The 14,722-nt window shown below is 64.6% G+C and carries 14 protein-coding genes; 5 read left to right on the plus strand and 9 right to left on the minus strand.

Annotated elements, in window-relative coordinates; all coding sequences use genetic code 11:
- The first annotated feature begins 55 nt into the window (after nt 1-55).
- Nucleotides 56-700, plus strand: coding sequence for a 4'-phosphopantetheinyl transferase superfamily protein (locus tag ASG75_RS11055; RefSeq protein WP_056388835.1), 645 nt, complete (start codon nt 56-58; stop codon nt 698-700).
- 92 nt (nt 701-792) lie between these two features.
- On the plus strand, nt 793-1,536 hold the full coding sequence (locus ASG75_RS11060) for a pyridoxine 5'-phosphate synthase (protein ID WP_056388836.1): 744 nt from the start codon (nt 793-795) through the stop codon (nt 1,534-1,536).
- A gap of 88 nt (nt 1,537-1,624) precedes the next feature.
- On the opposite strand, the gene ASG75_RS11065 is transcribed toward ASG75_RS11060, so the two are convergent.
- The 9 genes from ASG75_RS11065 to dnaA form a co-directional block, all read right to left on the minus strand.
- A complete protein-coding gene (locus tag ASG75_RS11065) occupies nt 1,625-2,029 on the minus strand; it encodes a biopolymer transporter ExbD (protein ID WP_056388837.1) in 405 nt (134 codons plus the stop codon).
- Between the two features lie 4 nt (nt 2,030-2,033).
- Nucleotides 2,034-2,456 (minus strand): biopolymer transporter ExbD, encoded by a 423-nt coding sequence (locus ASG75_RS11070; RefSeq protein WP_056388838.1) that lies wholly within the window; start codon nt 2,454-2,456, stop codon nt 2,034-2,036.
- Nucleotides 2,457-2,467: 11 nt separating this feature from the next.
- On the minus strand, nt 2,468-3,199 hold the full coding sequence (locus ASG75_RS11075; protein WP_056388839.1) for a MotA/TolQ/ExbB proton channel family protein: 732 nt from the start codon (nt 3,197-3,199) through the stop codon (nt 2,468-2,470).
- A 98-nt stretch (nt 3,200-3,297) separates the two neighbouring features.
- Nucleotides 3,298-3,957: an energy transducer TonB gene (locus ASG75_RS11080; protein WP_056388840.1), complete on the minus strand. Its 660-nt coding sequence runs from the start codon at nt 3,955-3,957 to the stop codon at nt 3,298-3,300.
- 219 nt (nt 3,958-4,176) lie between these two features.
- On the minus strand, nt 4,177-5,442 hold the full coding sequence (locus tag ASG75_RS11085; protein WP_056388841.1) for a tetratricopeptide repeat protein: 1,266 nt from the start codon (nt 5,440-5,442) through the stop codon (nt 4,177-4,179).
- A 284-nt stretch (nt 5,443-5,726) separates the two neighbouring features.
- On the minus strand, nt 5,727-8,159 hold the full coding sequence (gene gyrB / locus ASG75_RS11090; RefSeq protein ID WP_056388842.1) for a DNA topoisomerase (ATP-hydrolyzing) subunit B: 2,433 nt from the start codon (nt 8,157-8,159) through the stop codon (nt 5,727-5,729).
- Nucleotides 8,160-8,254: 95 nt separating this feature from the next.
- Nucleotides 8,255-9,334 (minus strand): DNA replication/repair protein RecF, encoded by a 1,080-nt coding sequence (gene recF / locus ASG75_RS11095; RefSeq protein ID WP_056389360.1) that lies wholly within the window; start codon nt 9,332-9,334, stop codon nt 8,255-8,257.
- A 96-nt stretch (nt 9,335-9,430) separates the two neighbouring features.
- A complete protein-coding gene (dnaN, locus tag ASG75_RS11100) occupies nt 9,431-10,531 on the minus strand; it encodes a DNA polymerase III subunit beta (protein ID WP_056388843.1) in 1,101 nt (366 codons plus the stop codon).
- 244 nt (nt 10,532-10,775) lie between these two features.
- Entirely contained in the window at nt 10,776-12,107 is a 1,332-nt protein-coding gene (gene dnaA, locus ASG75_RS11105; RefSeq protein WP_056388844.1) for a chromosomal replication initiator protein DnaA, read from the minus strand.
- Between the two features lie 193 nt (nt 12,108-12,300).
- Between dnaA and rpmH the strand changes: the two genes are divergently transcribed.
- The 3 genes from rpmH (at nt 12,301) to yidC (ending at nt 14,667) form a co-directional block, all read left to right on the plus strand.
- A complete protein-coding gene (rpmH, locus tag ASG75_RS11110) occupies nt 12,301-12,435 on the plus strand; it encodes a 50S ribosomal protein L34 (protein WP_008211413.1) in 135 nt (44 codons plus the stop codon).
- A 29-nt stretch (nt 12,436-12,464) separates the two neighbouring features.
- Entirely contained in the window at nt 12,465-12,869 is a 405-nt protein-coding gene (gene rnpA / locus ASG75_RS11115) for a ribonuclease P protein component (RefSeq protein ID WP_082547567.1), read from the plus strand.
- A 64-nt stretch (nt 12,870-12,933) separates the two neighbouring features.
- The gene (gene yidC / locus ASG75_RS11120) at nt 12,934-14,667 is read left to right on the plus strand and encodes a membrane protein insertase YidC (protein ID WP_056388847.1); all 1,734 of its coding nucleotides are present in this window, start codon (nt 12,934-12,936) and stop codon (nt 14,665-14,667) included.
- Nucleotides 14,668-14,722: the final 55 nt, after the last annotated feature.

A 14,722-nucleotide genomic window follows, 5' to 3' on the forward strand; every position in this document is an offset into this window, starting at 1 on the left:
GCTGCACGCGAGTCGCGCGCTTGTGCCGTGGCGGCGCCGGCGGCACCATGCACGAATGACCGCCGCGCACGCACCGACGCTTGCCAACGTAGCAGAGCACCTGCGCGATGACGAGATTCATGTGTGGCGGCTGGACTACCGACCGGCGCACGGGCGGGCACCATTGCGCGCGGTGTTGGCCGCCTACCTCGGCATCGCCGCGGAGCAGGTGACGTTGACCGACGGCGAACACGGCCGGCCGGCACTCGCCGCCGGGCACGATCCGTCGCTCGGCTTCAACTGGTCGCACAGCGACGGGCAGGCGCTGATCGCGATCGGCCGGCACCTTGCGCCGGGGATCGATCTCGAGCGCCTGCGTCCGCGCGCACGCGCACTGGAGATCGCCGAACGCTATTTCAGCGCCGACGAAGCCGCGGCTTTGGCCGCGTTGCCGGCGGCGCAGCGCAGCGCCGCCTTCCTCGAACTGTGGACCGCCAAGGAAGCTGTGTTGAAGGCGCTGGGACGCGGCATCGCGTTCGGCCTGAACCGGCTCAGCATCGCCAGCGCCGCCGATCGGTTGCAGTTGCAACGGCTGGAGGGCGACGACGTCGGCGCCTGGCAGTTGCAACGGCTGGATATCGACAGCAGCCTGGTCGCGGCGCTGGCGTGGCGCGGCGACGAGCGCCGGATCCGCTTCGGTGCGCTTGCCAGCGGCGACTGATCGGTGCACTGTTTCCGGCCCATCGACCGGCCCCGCGCGAACCGGGGCCGCCATGCCGATCGCCCTCAACCGCCCAGGATCGTCTGCCCGCCATGACCCTGCTCAGCATCAACCTCAACAAGATCGCCGTGCTGCGCAATTCGCGCGGCGGCCGGGAACCGGATATCTGCCGCGCCGCGCAGACCTGCATCGAGGCCGGCTGCGGCGGCATCACCGTGCACCCGCGCCCGGACCAGCGCCACGTGCGGCCGCACGACGTGCGTGCGCTGGCCGCGATGCTGCGCGGGCGGGTCGAGTACAACATCGAAGGCAATCCGTTCGCCGACGCCCGCGGCGAGTACCCGGGCCTGCTCGCGCTGGCCCGCGAAGTGCGCCCGACCCAGGTGACCCTGGTGCCGGACAGCGACGGCCAGATCACCTCCGACCACGGCTTCGACCTGCGCCGCGACATCGCGCAGCTGCGTCCGCTGGTCGGCGAGCTGTGCGACCTCGGTTGCCGGGTCAGCCTGTTCGTCGATGCCGGCAGCCAGGATTTCGACCTGGCCGCGGTAATCGGCGTGCAGCGCATCGAGATCTATACCGGCCCCTACGCCGAGGCGTTCGCCGACGGCCAGCCCGCGGCAGCCCTGGCGACCTGTGCCGACACCGCGCGGCGCGCGCAACAGGCCGGCCTGGCGGTGAACGCGGGGCACGACCTCAGTCAGGCGAACCTGGGCACGTTCAAGGCGGCGATCCCCGGGCTGGCCGAGGTCTCCATCGGGCACGCCCTGATCGGCGAGGCGCTGTACGAGGGATTGGCCACTACCGTGCGCAACTACCTGCAGATCCTGCGCTGAGGATTGCACCCGGGTCCGCCCGCACAAACAAAAACCCCCGCGCAGGGCGGGGGTCTTCGATGTTGCGCGCTGCCGCAGCAGCACCAGGTCAGAAGTTCTCGGTGAAACCGATCTTGACCAGGTTGTAGCTCTTCGCGTCGGCCAGCACTCGTGCCACGTGCTGATAGGCCACCGCGTCATCCGCGGCGATCTGGATTTCCGGCTGGTTGCTCTGCTGGGCGATCACCGCGAGCTGCGCCTTCAGGCCCAACTCGTCGACCGGTGTGTCGTTCCAGTACAGCGAACCGGCCTGGTCGATCTTCAGATGGATCGGATCCAGCGGCGTGGTCGGCGGCGTGGGGTTCGGATTCGGCTGCGGCAGATCGACCTGGATCTTGTGCGCCAGTACCGGTGCCGTGATCATGAAGATGATCAGCAGCACCAGCATCACGTCGACCAGCGGCGTGACGTTGATCTCCGACATCGGTCCACTGGTGTTGGTAGAGAAAGACATCTCGTCACCCCTTCGGCGCGTCAGTGGTCATGAAGCCGACATGCACCATGCCCGAATCCTTGGCGTCGCCGATGATCTTCTTCACGATCTTGAACTCGGTGTTCTTGTCCGCACGAATCTGCAGTTCCGGCTGGGGCGACTTCTGCGCATTCACCGCAAACTGCGCCCGCAACTCGGCTTCGGTGACCAAGTGGTCATTGAAGTACATGCTGCCGTCCTGCTTGACCGCCAGATCCAGCGGCGCCACCGGCAGCTCCGCATCCTTGGTCTTGGGGTTCGCCGTGGGCAGATCGATCGTGATGGAGTGAGACATCAGCGGCGCGGTGATCATGAAGATGATCAGCAGCACCAACATCACGTCGACCAGCGGCGTGACGTTGATCTCCGACATCGGGCCGCCGGAATTGTCTCCTACGCTCATCGACATGGGTCAATCCCTCACTTCGAGCTTTCGACGCGTGAACCAGTCGCGAAGAAGTCGTGCAGGTCGTGCGCGAACTCGTCGAAGCGGGCGTAGACCACGCGGTTCGAACGGCTGAAGAAGTTGTAGGCGAACAGCGCCGGGATGGCGGCGAACAGACCGAACGCGGTCATGATCAGCGCCTCACCGACCGGGCCGGCCACCGCGTTCATCGACGCGTTACCGGAGGCGGCGATGCGGATCAGGGCGTGGTAGATGCCCCACACGGTACCGAGCAGACCGACGAACGGTGCAGCGGAACCGACCGTGGCGAGCAGGGTCATGCCGCCTTCCAGACGCATGCTCTCGCGAGCCACGGCCTGACGCAGGGCGCGGTCGATGAACTCCGAACGACTCAGCGACTCGGCCAGGCGGCCGGTGGTGCCTGCCGCCGACGTGGCCTGCTGGTGATGGGCCACCGCGGAGGCGGCGTCGAGCGCGATCTTGGAGAACGGTTCGCTGCGCGGCTGGGCTTCCAGTTCGCGGATCGCGTCCTGGGTGGAGCCGTTGCCCCAGAAGCCGCCGATGACCTTGTCGGCGCGAGCCTTCACTGTCGCATTGCGGATGCCGTTGGCAATGATGAAGTACCACGACAGGAACGACATCACGACCAGGGTCACGAAGACGACCCAGCCGAGCCAGTCGAAGTTCTGGATCAAATTGTCGAAGCCCATGGCTTTCATGGCTTCGGCGTTGGTATTGCCACCCATGGCCTGTGCGGCATCGGTCGTTGCAGGAGTCTGTAGGAACATAACGCTACCCTAGGGAAGTCAAGCGTGAACTGTAACTGTAAACCGGAAGGATCCGGTTACAGCTGGTTGAGATTGAAGTTGACCGGAACGCGTGCGTACCCTTCAACTTTTTGTCCATTTCGAATCGTTGGATTGAAGCGCCAACGACGTGCGGCATCCATGGCAGCACGATCGAGTTCGTGGTAGCCGCTGGACCGGTCGATCTTGATGTCCTTCGGCGAACCATCCACGCCCACCAGGATCATCAGCACCACCGTACCTTCGTGCCGCTGACGGATCGCCTGCGGTGGATACTTCGGCTGAAGACGGCTGTTGTAGCTCAGATCCGAACTGGCCGTGATATCCGAAGGCGGCGCCGGTGGAGCTGGCGGTGCCGGCGGTGGTGCCGGGGTCGCATTCGCCGAAACCTCTTCCACCGGTGGTGGCGGAGTCGGCGGCGGCGGAGTCGGCGGCGGCTTGATCTGCTGGATGATCTTCGGCGGCGGCTGCTTCGGCGGCTCCGGCGGCGGCGGCGGTGGCGGCGGCGGCGGCGGCGGCGGCTCGATGAAGTTCACCTGGACGATGCGTTCCTTTTCCTTGTGGTTCTGATTCGGCGGCGCCATCGGCGCCACGATCAACAGGAATGCAAACGCATGCAGCCCGATGGCAACTGCCAATGCCCAGGTGCGTTTCCAACTAAACGGCTCGCGCCCGATTTCTTCGTTACTTGAGGCCATCTGTCACTATCTGAAGCTGATCAAACCGAAGGAGAACGTTGCCGCAGGGCTTGGCCCGAAACCGTCTGATGCCTGGACGGACCCGGAAGGAACTTAGCCACTGGGGAGACGCTAGGGAAAGGTTTCAACGGTACAACAGCACATGGCATTTGTATAGCACCACGGGGCAGATGATATGGACGTCCATCCACCCCGCGGCCTGCCGCGCGCTTCGATCGGTCAGCCCGCGCCGGTCTTTTTCAGCCAGTCCCTGGCCTTCGCAGCCGTCTCCGGATCCTGTGCGGCCTTCTTCATTGCGGCAATCGCAGCAGGCTTGTTCTTCAAGCCACGCTCGGACTCGGCCAGCAGCATGTACGCCGTGCCCTTGTGCTTCACGCCCTTGTCGATGGCCTGCTGGATCAGGCCCTTGGCCTGGCTGTACTTGTTCTCGCTCAGCAGCAGGCGTCCGGCGCGCAATGCGGCCTCGCCATCGGTGGCGATCGGCTGGGCCTTGTTGTAGTAGCCAATCGCCTTGTCGATGTTGTTCGCGATCTCGGCGGACTGGCCCAGCAGCACGTAGGTTTCCGCGTCGGGCTTGAGCACACCCTTGCTCATGCCTTCCTCAAGCACCTGCCCGGCCTTGATCGCGTTCGGCGCGGGATCGGAGCTTTCCTGGCCGGTGATCAGGTACAGCTTGGCCAGGTTCACGTACTGCGAGTCCTTGGTAAGCGTGCCGCCGGCGCGGGCCTTCTCCATCATCTGGATCGCTTCCGGGTACTTGTGCGCCTGCATCAGCACCGCGACCGCGTTGTTGAGCGCGTTCGGATCGCTTGGATTGGAGTTGAGCTGGTTCTTGGCCAACTCGGCGGCCTTCTCGTCCTGGCCGGATTCGGCATAGCTGGCCATCAGGATCTGGTCCCAGGTTGGCTGCGGCTTGTCGGTCAGCGACTTGGCCTTGTTGATCGAGGCAATTGCCTCCGGGTACTTGCTCAGGCGGTACTGGGCGTTGCCCTCGAGCGCGTACGAATCGGCGGTTTCCTTCTTGCCTTCGGCGCGCCACTTGGCGATCGTGTCCAGCGCGGGCTGGTACTGCTCGTCGGCCATCTGGAACTGCGCCAGCATGTACATCAACTGGAAGTAGGTGTCGTTCGGCATCACGCCGAGTGCCAGCGAGCGCTGCAGCGAGCTGATCGCGCCCTTGTAGTCGCTGTCGTTGTAGTGAAGGCTGGCCATGCCCTGCAGCGCCAGCGCTTGCGCGTACTTGCTCTTGCTGCCGTCGATGATCGGCTGCAGCATCTGCTCGGCTTTGGCCTTGTCGCCTGCGTTGACCGCATCCAGGCCGTCGTTGAGGTTTTTCTGATCCTTCTCGCTGGTCAGGTCGAGCTTCGGCTCGGCGCGGGTCGCGTTCGGATACAGCACTTCCTTCTTGGGTTTGGCATCGTCGCTCTTGCGTGCCAGCACCGGGCTGCTGACCACGCCCAGCAGCAGCGCAACGCTGGCCAGCATGGTTAACCCTCGGACATGCTTCATGGTGATCCTCGTAATGTTCTGGGCGTGTCGTTAATGACGCGGGGGACTGTGAAGCGTAACGCGTCCCGGCAAGCGATAACAAGTTGCAGTGCCGCATCAAAGTTTGTTAAAAATCAATTACTTGACGACCTTCCCTGGTCGATCGGGCAAATTATTTGTCTTTCACCGGTCGCCATCGCAGCCTTTCCACAAGCCTGCGCGCCTGATCTGAAAACCCGTCACTGGTGCCCGACGTATGCCGTGACACCAGTGAGAACCGCTCAGATATCCAGGTTGGCGACCTTCAGTGCGTTCGCCTCGATGAATTCGCGGCGCGGTTCGACCGCCTCGCCCATCAGCATCGAGAACATCTGGTCGGCCGCGATCGCGTCCTCGATGCCGACCTGCAGCATGCGCCGGGTTTCCGGGTTCACCGTGGTGTCCCACAACTGCTCCGGATTCATTTCGCCCAGGCCCTTGAAGCGCTGGATGCTGCGGCCCTTCTTGGCCTCGTCCAGCAGCCAGTTGCGCGCCTCCAGGAAGCTGAGCACGCCGCGCGAGGCATTGCCTCGGCGCGCCACGGCGTCGGGCTGGATCATGCCGGCGATCTGCTGGCTGATCGCCAGCAGCGGACGGAACTCGTTGCTGCCGAAGAACGGTTGCGGCAGGAACCAGGTGTGGCTGAGCCCATGCTGTTCCTTCACCACCTCGATCGCGGCCGGCTGCTCGTCGTAGGCCGGGCGCAGCGCCATGCGGTAGTGCGGCTTGCCCAGGCCGCTGGCGGCCAGGCGCTGGGTGGCGCCGTCCAGCCAGACCTGCATGGCAACCGGATCGGACCACAGCGCCGGTGCCATCGGCGAGTGTTCGAGCAAGGCGTTCAACACGGCGGCATCGAAACGATGGGCCAGCTTGGCGATCTGGTCCAGCGCATGCTGATAGCCGCGCAACAGCTTTTCCAGCGCCTCGCCGGTGATCGGCGGTGCGTCCGGGTTGTAAGTCAGCGCGGCGTTGTCGACCGCGCTGGAGATCAGGTAGTCGTTCAGTGCGGTGTCGTCCTTGATGTACAGCTCCTGCTTGCCCTGCTTCACCTTGTACAGCGGCGGCAGGCCAATGTAGATGTGGCCGCGCTCGATCAGCTCGGGCATCTGGCGGTAGAAGAAGGTCAGCAGCAGGGTGCGGATATGTGAGCCGTCGACGTCCGCGTCGGTCATCAGGATGATGCGGTGGTAGCGCAGCTTGTCCGGGTTGTACTCGTCCTTGCCGATGCCGGTGCCGAGCGCGGTGATCAGGGTGCCGACCTCGGCCGAGGCCAGCATGCGGTCGAAACGCGCCTTCTCGACGTTGAGGATCTTGCCCTTCAGCGGCAGTACGGCCTGGGTCTTGCGGTTGCGGCCCTGCTTGGCCGAGCCGCCGGCGGAGTCACCCTCGACCAGGAACAGTTCGCACAGTGCCGGGTCCTTTTCCTGGCAGTCGGCCAGCTTGCCGGGCAGGCCGGCGATGTCCAGCGCGCCCTTGCGCCGAGTCATCTCGCGCGCCTTGCGGGCGGCCTCGCGCGCACGCGCGGCATCGACCACCTTGGACGCGATCGCCTTCGCCTCGTTCGGGTGCTCCAGCAGGAACTCGCCGAGCTTCTCGTTGACGACTTGCTCGACCACCGTCTTGACCTCGGACGAGACCAGCTTGTCCTTGGTCTGCGAGGAGAATTTCGGGTCGGGTACCTTCACCGACAGCACCGCAATCATGCCTTCGCGCATGTCGTCGCCGGACAACGCCACCTTGGCGTTCTTGGCCAACCCGGATTTCTCGATGTAGCTCTGCAGCGAGCGGGTCAACGCGGCACGGAAGCCGGTGAGGTGGGTACCGCCGTCGCGCTGCGGGATGTTGTTGGTGAAGCAGTACATCGACTCCTGGTAGGAGTCGGTCCACTGCATCGCCACTTCCACCACGATGCCATCCTGCTCCGCGGTCAGGCTGATCACGTTCGGGTGCAGCGCGGTCTTCAGCTGGGCCAGGTGCTGCACGAACGAGCGGATGCCGCCGTTGTAGGCAAACGTATCCTGGCGGCCGTCGCCGCGTTCGTCCTTCAGTTCGATGGTGACGCCCGAGTTGAGGAAGGCCAGCTCGCGCAGGCGTTTGGCCAGGATCTCGTAGTGGAAGTCGATATTGCTGGTGAACGTGGCCGGGCTGGGCAGAAAGCGCACCAGGGTGCCGCGCTTGCTCGACGGACCGACCACCTTCAACGGGAACAGCGGTTCGCCGAGCGAGTATTCCTGCAGGTGCTCGTAACCGTCGCGATAAATCGTCAGCCACAGATGCTCGCTCAACGCGTTGACCACCGACACGCCCACGCCGTGCAGACCGCCGGAAACCTTGTAGGAATTCGCGTCGAACTTGCCGCCGGCGTGCAGCACCGTCATCACCACTTCGGCGGTGGAACGGCCCTCCTCCGGGTGCATGTCAACCGGAATGCCGCGACCGTTGTCGCTGACGCTGACCGAGCCATCGTCGAAGATGGTGACCACCACCTTGTCGCAATAGCCGGCCAGCGCCTCGTCGATCGCGTTGTCGACGACCTCGAACACCATGTGATGCAGGCCGGTGCCGTCATCGGTGTCGCCGATGTACATGCCCGGACGCTTGCGCACCGCCTCCAGGCCTTTCAGCACCTTGATGTTGCTGGAGTCGTAATGGTTTTCGTTGATGGATTCGTTCATGCGTTGACCGTTTCCTGGCGCCAGCGACCCGCCCGACACGGCGCCGTGAAAGGCCGGACAGGGTTATGCAATCCTTGGGAGATGCAACCCTTCGATTATAGCAGGCGCGCCAGCTCGCCTTGTTCCACGTGGAACACGTGTGCGGGAAGCCCCTGCAGCGCCGCCGGCAGCTCGGTGCCGGTCAGCAGAACCTGGGCACGAGCCGCCATCAGCTGGGCCACTACGGCGGCTTGATGGGACTGGTCCAGTTCCGAGGCGAGGTCGTCCAGGCACACGATGGGCCATTCGCCGCGATGTTCGGCATACAGCTCGGCCTGAGCCAGCATGCAGGCCAGTGCGGTGAGTTTTTCCTGGCCACGCGACAGATGCTCGCGCAACGGAGCATGTTCGAACCCGACCGACCAGTCGGCGCGATGCGCACCCAGCGTGGTATGCCCGCGAGCCAGATCCCTGCCCCGCTGTTCGCGCAACTGCCGAGCCAGGTCGTGCTCCTCTGACCAGCCACGTCGATAACGCAGGTCGAGCGCGCCCAGTTCCGGCAGCAAGCCGGCAACGCTGGCCAGCAGCTTCGGACGTAGCAGGTCCAGATAGGCGCGTCGCTGCAGGTCGATCTGGTGGGCGGACTGCGCCAGCTCCGCCTCCCACGGCGCAAACAATGCATCAGTCGGTGCCGACGCAGAACGCAACAAGCTGTTGCGCTGTTTCAGCGCGCGTTGATAACGGCGCCAGCCGGACAGGAAATCGTGTTCCACGTGGAACACGCCCCAGTCCAGATAACGACGACGCTCTTCGGCCGCGCCCGCGATCAGTGCATGCGAACCAGGCTCGAAGCAGACCACGGCGCATTCGCGCACCAGTTGCCCGATCGCCACGTTCTCGCCGTCCACTTTTGCTTCCCAGCGCACTCCGTCCCGGCCCAGGCCAAGCCGGCAGACACGCTGATCGGCATGGCGCAGTTCGGCGAAGATCGATAGCTGCGGCGTGCCCCGCTGCAACAGCGCCTCTTTCGCGCCACTGCGGAACGAGCGTGCATGCGACAGCAGGAACACCGCCTCCAGCACGCTGGTCTTGCCGGCGCCGTTGGCACCCACGAAGACGTTGACCGCCGGGTCCAGCACCACACCGACGTCGGTGAGGCAGCGCAGTCCGCGCATGCGCAGCTGTTCCAGCCTCATGCGCAGTGCGCCCACAAACAGGAACGCCGGGGTCCCTGATGGGAATCCCGGCGTCGCCTGTTCTTGCTGCACATGGCGAAGACCATGCGGTGGCCGTCAGAGCCGCAACGGCATGATCACGTGACGGGCATGCTCGTTGTCGTGTTCCTGCACCAGGCAGCTGGACTGGGCATCGCGCAGGCTGAGCCGGGCCTGGTCGCCACGCAGGGCGGCCAGCGCATCGAGCAGGTAACCCACATTGAAACCGACCGCTAGGTCGGACACGTGGGTATCGGCCTCGACTTCCTCGACCGCCTCCTCCTGTTCCGGGTTGTGCGCCACGATGCGCAGCTTGCCCGGCGACAGTTCCAGCCGCACGCCGCGGTACTTCTCGTTCGACAGGATCGCGGCGCGCTGCAGGGCGCCACGCAGCACTTCGCGGTCCAGCGTGGCGGTCTTGTCGGCGCCGAGCGGGATCACCGCCTCGTAATCCGGGAAACGACCGTCGATCAGCTTGGAGGTGAACACCACGTCGCCGCGACGCACGCGCAGGTGGTTGCGACCGAATTCCAGCTCGACCTGCCCGTCGCCGGTTTCCAGCAGACCGATCAGCTCGTTGACGCCCTTGCGCGGAATGATGATCTGCCGGCGCGTGCTGACCGAGCTCTGCAACTCGGTTTCCTTCATCGCCAGGCGGTGGCCGTCGGTGGCCACGCAGCGCAGGGTGTGTTCCTGCAGGTCCAGCAGCATGCCGTTGAGGTAGTAGCGCACGTCCTGGTTCGCCATCGCGAACGCGGTGCGTTCCATCAGGTCGCGCAGCACTTCTTCCGGCAGGCTGACCTTTTCCACCAGTTCGATCTCGTCGACCGTGGGGAATTCGCTGGCCGGCAGGGTCGTCAAGGTGAAGCGGCTGCGCCCGGCGTTCAGCGCCACGCGGTCGCCATTGAGCTTGAGGTCGATCCGCGCGCCGTCGGGCAGGGCCCGCACGATGTCGAACAGTTTGCGCGCGGGAATGGTGATCTCGCCGTCGACCAGCTTTTCCGCCTCGGTGGTGGCCACCATCTCCACCTCGAGGTCGGTGCCGGTCAGCGACAGCTTGCCGTCACCGACCTTGACCAGCAGGTTCGCCAGTACGGGCAGCGTCTGGCGACGTTCAACGACACCAACCACCTGCTGCAGCGGCTTGAGCAGCGCTTCTCGTTGGATGCTGAATTGCATGGCTGTGCTTCCCCTATACCTGCTGTTCTGTCTTTAAAAGAAGTTTAGTAGTGGTTGTTGGTGCTGTGGGTAACTTTTATATCTTGATTTTTGATTGAAAATCAATTGTTTGAGCGATTTTATGGCTGTGCTTGGAGCGCCTGCCTGACGGTGGATGATATGTGGATAACTCAAAGCACGAATCCATCCACCCATTATCCACAGCTTGAGCCCCCGCTTATCCATAATCTTTACGCGTCGTCGCTCAACCGGTCAGGGTGCGAATCAGTTGTTCCCAATCCTGGCGCATGCGTGCGTCGGTCTCGACGAATTTCCGGATCGTCTTGCAGGCATGCATCACCGTGGTGTGGTCGCGCCCGCCGAACGCCTCGCCGATCTCCGGCAGGCTGTGCTCGGTCAGTTCCTTGGACAGCGTCATCGCGATCTGCCGCGGCCGCGCCAGCGAGCGCACGCGTCGCTTGGACAGCAGGTCCTGCAGGCGCACGTTGAAGTACTCGGCGGTGATCTTCTGGATGTTCGGGATGGTGATCGCCTGCGCATGCGTGGCCAGCAGGTCGCGCAGGGTTTCCTCGGCGAAGTCGGTGGTGATCGGCTTGCCGTAGAAGTTCGCCCGTGCCGCCAGCGTGTTCAGCGCACCCTCGAGGTCGCGTACGTTGGAGCGGATCCGCTTGGCCAGCAGCATCGCCACGTTCTCGTCGACCGCCACGCCCTTCTCGTGCGCCTTGGCCAGCAGGATCGCCGCCCGCGTCTCGAAATCCGGCGGCTCAATCGCCACCGAGAGGCCCCAGCCCAGGCGCGATTTCAGCCGTGGCTCGAGCTTGTCCACTTCCTTCGGGTAGCGGTCGCAGGTCAGGATGATCTGCTGCTTGGATTCGAACAACGCATTGAACGTATGGAAGAATTCTTCCTGCGTGGTGTCCTTGCCGGCAAAGAACTGGATGTCGTCGATGAGCAGCGCATCGACCGAGCGGAAGCGTTGCTTGAACTGGTCCATGCTCTTGGCGCGCAGGGCCTCGATCATCGAGCCGACGAACTGCTCCGAACGCAGGTACATCACCTTGAAGTCCGGATTGCGCTCGCGCATCAGGTTGCCGGCAGCGTGCATCAGGTGGGTCTTGCCCAGGCCGGTGCCGCCGTACAGCAGCAGCGGGTTGTAGGCCCGGCCCGGGTTCGTTGCCACCTGCATCGCAGCGGCCTTGCCGAGCTGGTTCGATTTGCCCTCGACGAAGGTCTCGAAGGTGTAATGCGGGTCCAGGTTGTGGTTGAACGCGGGCGCAGGGGCCGCCGCCGCCGCCCGGGGCGTTGCCGCCGCTTTGGCGGGCGCCGCCGGCCGGACCGCGCTGGAGCCGACTTCCAGCCGCACCGGGCAGGGCTTGCCGCCAAGCTGCAGCAGCACCGCCTCGATCTGTTCCAGGTAGCGCCCGCGCACGGTGTCCAGGGTGTAGGAATTCGGCGCAAACAGCTGCAGGCCGTTGGCATCGTCGCGCGCCTGCAGCGGCATCAGCCAGGTGTGCAGGTCTTCGGCGCTCAAATCGCCTTCGAGGCGCTCAAGGCAGCGCCGCCACAGATCACTCATGAATAAAATCGACCACAGCTTCAAAGCGCTTGCGCGCGGGGTGATGGGTTAGTCTAGCAGCAGCCTCCACGCCCTCGCGGCGCAGATATCCACATGGGTATCCACAGGGCGCCTTCCGGCGTCATTTGACAGCGGCGGCGAATACCCCACATACTTTCTGACCTTTTTATCCACATTCCCTTCGGAGTAAGCCATGAAGCGGACCTTCCAGCCCAGCAAGCTCAAGCGCGCTCGCACGCACGGTTTCCGTGCCCGTATGGCCACCGCCGACGGCCGCAAGATTCTCAACGCCCGTCGCGCCAAGGGCCGCAAGCGCCTGATCCCGTAAGTACCGATCAAGTATTGGGGACGAGCGTCATGTCCACCGCCGGGCTGCCGCGCGAAGCGCGGTTACGTCGGCCGGGTGACTTCGCCGCCTTGCGGACAAGCAGCGGACGCGCAGGCGGCCGCTGTTTTCATATGCGCTATCGCGACAACGACCTGGGCCATGCCCGGCTTGGCCTGGCGATTTCCAAGCGCGTCTCCAAGCGAGCGGTCGAGCGCAACCGGATCAAGCGGTTGCTGCGTGAGTCGTTCCGGCGCGTGCGCCACCAGCTGCCGGCGGTCGACATGATGGTGATGGCGCGCGAACAGGCCGCCGGCGTACCCGGGCCGCAACTGCTGGCCGAACTCGACGGCCTGTGGAAAAAACTGCTGGCCAGCCATGCCGAGACGTCGGGGCCATTGAAGCCCGCCGACGACACCACCACAATCGAGCGTTGACCTTTTTCCTTCCTGTCTCCGCGGCGTTGACACGTGTCGTGGCGTTACCCGGATCTGCTACGCGATGAATCAAACGCGCACCTTCCTCATGTTCGCCCTGCTGGCCGTGGCCTACTTCCTGTTCCTGGCCTGGGAGAAGGATTACGCGCCACCGCCGCCGCAGGCCGCGGTGGCCAGCGCAGCGAGCGCGGCCACCCCGACAGCTGATGCCAGCGTGCCCGGCGCAATCCCGGTGGCCTCGGTGCCGGGTGCAGCCACGCCGACGATCACCACCACCGCCGGCCCTGCCGCGCCAGCGTCGGCGCAGCTGATCACCATCGACACCGACGTGCTGAAGCTGAGCGTGGACACCCGCGGCGGCAGCCTGGTGCACGCCGACCTGCTGGCCTACCCGCAAGCGCCGCGCACGCACAAGGCGCCGAACCCGCCGCCGACCGTGCTGCTGGCCAACGACGACGCGCACTACTTCGTGGCCCAGAACGGCCTGGTCAGCAGCAGCGACAGCGCGCCGGCCGACCAGCCGAACCACCTGGCGCTGTTCCACAGTGAGAAGACCACCTACGCGCTGGCCGACGGTCAGACCGAACTGAAGGTCGACCTCACCTGGCAGGACGCCGCCGGCCTCAAGGTCACCAAGACCTACAGCTTCAAGCGCGGCAGCTATGTGATCGGCGTGAGCCAGCGCATCGACAACGGCTCCACCACGCCATGGCAGGGCAACGCCTATCAGCAACTGCTGCGCGTCGAGCCGCCGAAGGCCAGCAACTGGCTGAAGAACTACACCGACCCGGAGACGCGCAGTTTCCAGGGTGCCGCCTGGTACACCGGCGAGAAGTTCGAGAAGCTGTCGTTCAAGGATTTCGCCGAACCGAAGGACCTGCTCAACGCCCCGATCAAAGGCGGCTGGGCGGCGATGCTGAAGCTGTACTTCTTCGCCGCGTGGATCCCGCCGACCGGCCAGACCGAGCAGTACGTCACCCAGACGATCAACCCGGACAGCGCGCATCCGCGCTACCTGATCCGCACGGTCGGCCCCGCGCTGAGCGTAGCGCCGGGGCAGAGCCTCACCAGCCAGTCGCGCCTGTACGTGGGCCCGAACCTGCAAGGCACGCTGGACACGATCGCGCCGGGACTGGACCTGACCATCGACTACGGCATGTTCAAGATCATCGCGGTGCCGATGCACTGGGTGCTGTCGCAGTTCCACGCGGTCTCCAAAAACTGGGGCGTGGCGATCATCCTGCTGGTGCTGCTGATCAAGGGCCTGAGCTGGAAGCTGACGGCGGTGCAGTACCGCTCCAGCGCGAAGATGCGCAAGCTCGCGCCGCGCATCCAGGCGTTGAAGGAGCGCTACGGCGACGACAAGCAAAAGATGCAGATGGCCACCATGGAGCTGTACAAGAAGGAGAAGGTCAACCCGATGGGTGGCTGCCTGCCGGTATTGATCACCATGCCGGTGTTCTACGGCCTGTTCTTCGTGCTCGAGTACAGCCTGGAGCTGCGCCACGCGCCGTTCCTGTGGATCCCCGACCTCAGCGCACCCGATCCGCTCTACATCCTGCCGATCATCTACGCGATCGTGATGCTTGGCACGCAGTGGTTGAACCCGGTCGCCGCGGGCATGGACCCGACCCAGGCGAAGATGATGAAGGTGATGCCGCTGCTGTTCACCGTGATGTTCGCGTTCTTCCCGGCCGGCCTGTGCCTGTATTACGCGGTCAACGGCATCGTGGGCCTCGGCCAGCAGTGGTGGATCACCCACCACGTCGATCGCGAGGACGTGGTCAAGCCGGCCTGAGCCCGAGCCGCCGCGTTTGCATCGTCAGCCGCGAGCGGGCAACCGTCGCGGCTGA

This window comes from Rhodanobacter sp. Soil772 (assembly GCF_001428385.1).
Classification (GTDB): Bacteria; Pseudomonadota; Gammaproteobacteria; order Xanthomonadales; family Rhodanobacteraceae; genus Rhodanobacter.

Bases quoted from the DNA above. Each gene is read 5' to 3' on its own strand.
- ASG75_RS11055 (WP_056388835.1), top strand. From the start codon at position 56: ATGACCGCCGCGCACGCACCGACGCTTGCCAACGTAGCAGAGCACCTG.
- ASG75_RS11060 (WP_056388836.1), top strand. From the start codon at position 793: ATGACCCTGCTCAGCATCAACCTCAACAAGATCGCCGTGCTGCGCAAT.
- ASG75_RS11065 (WP_056388837.1), bottom strand. From the start codon at position 2,029: ATGTCTTTCTCTACCAACACCAGTGGACCGATGTCGGAGATCAACGTC.
- ASG75_RS11070 (WP_056388838.1), bottom strand. From the start codon at position 2,456: ATGTCGATGAGCGTAGGAGACAATTCCGGCGGCCCGATGTCGGAGATC.
- ASG75_RS11075 (WP_056388839.1), bottom strand. From the start codon at position 3,199: ATGGGTGGCAATACCAACGCCGAAGCCATGAAAGCCATGGGCTTCGAC.
- ASG75_RS11080 (WP_056388840.1), bottom strand. From the start codon at position 3,957: ATGGCCTCAAGTAACGAAGAAATCGGGCGCGAGCCGTTTAGTTGGAAA.
- ASG75_RS11085 (WP_056388841.1), bottom strand. From the start codon at position 5,442: ATGCTGGCCAGCGTTGCGCTGCTGCTGGGCGTGGTCAGCAGCCCGGTG.
- gyrB (WP_056388842.1), bottom strand. From the start codon at position 8,159: ATGAACGAATCCATCAACGAAAACCATTACGACTCCAGCAACATCAAG.
- recF (WP_056389360.1), bottom strand. From the start codon at position 9,334: ATGAGGCTGGAACAGCTGCGCATGCGCGGACTGCGCTGCCTCACCGAC.
- dnaN (WP_056388843.1), bottom strand. From the start codon at position 10,531: ATGCAATTCAGCATCCAACGAGAAGCGCTGCTCAAGCCGCTGCAGCAG.
- dnaA (WP_056388844.1), bottom strand. From the start codon at position 12,107: ATGAGTGATCTGTGGCGGCGCTGCCTTGAGCGCCTCGAAGGCGATTTG.
- rpmH (WP_008211413.1), top strand. From the start codon at position 12,301: ATGAAGCGGACCTTCCAGCCCAGCAAGCTCAAGCGCGCTCGCACGCAC.
- rnpA (WP_082547567.1), top strand. From the start codon at position 12,465: ATGTCCACCGCCGGGCTGCCGCGCGAAGCGCGGTTACGTCGGCCGGGT.
- yidC (WP_056388847.1), top strand. From the start codon at position 12,934: ATGAATCAAACGCGCACCTTCCTCATGTTCGCCCTGCTGGCCGTGGCC.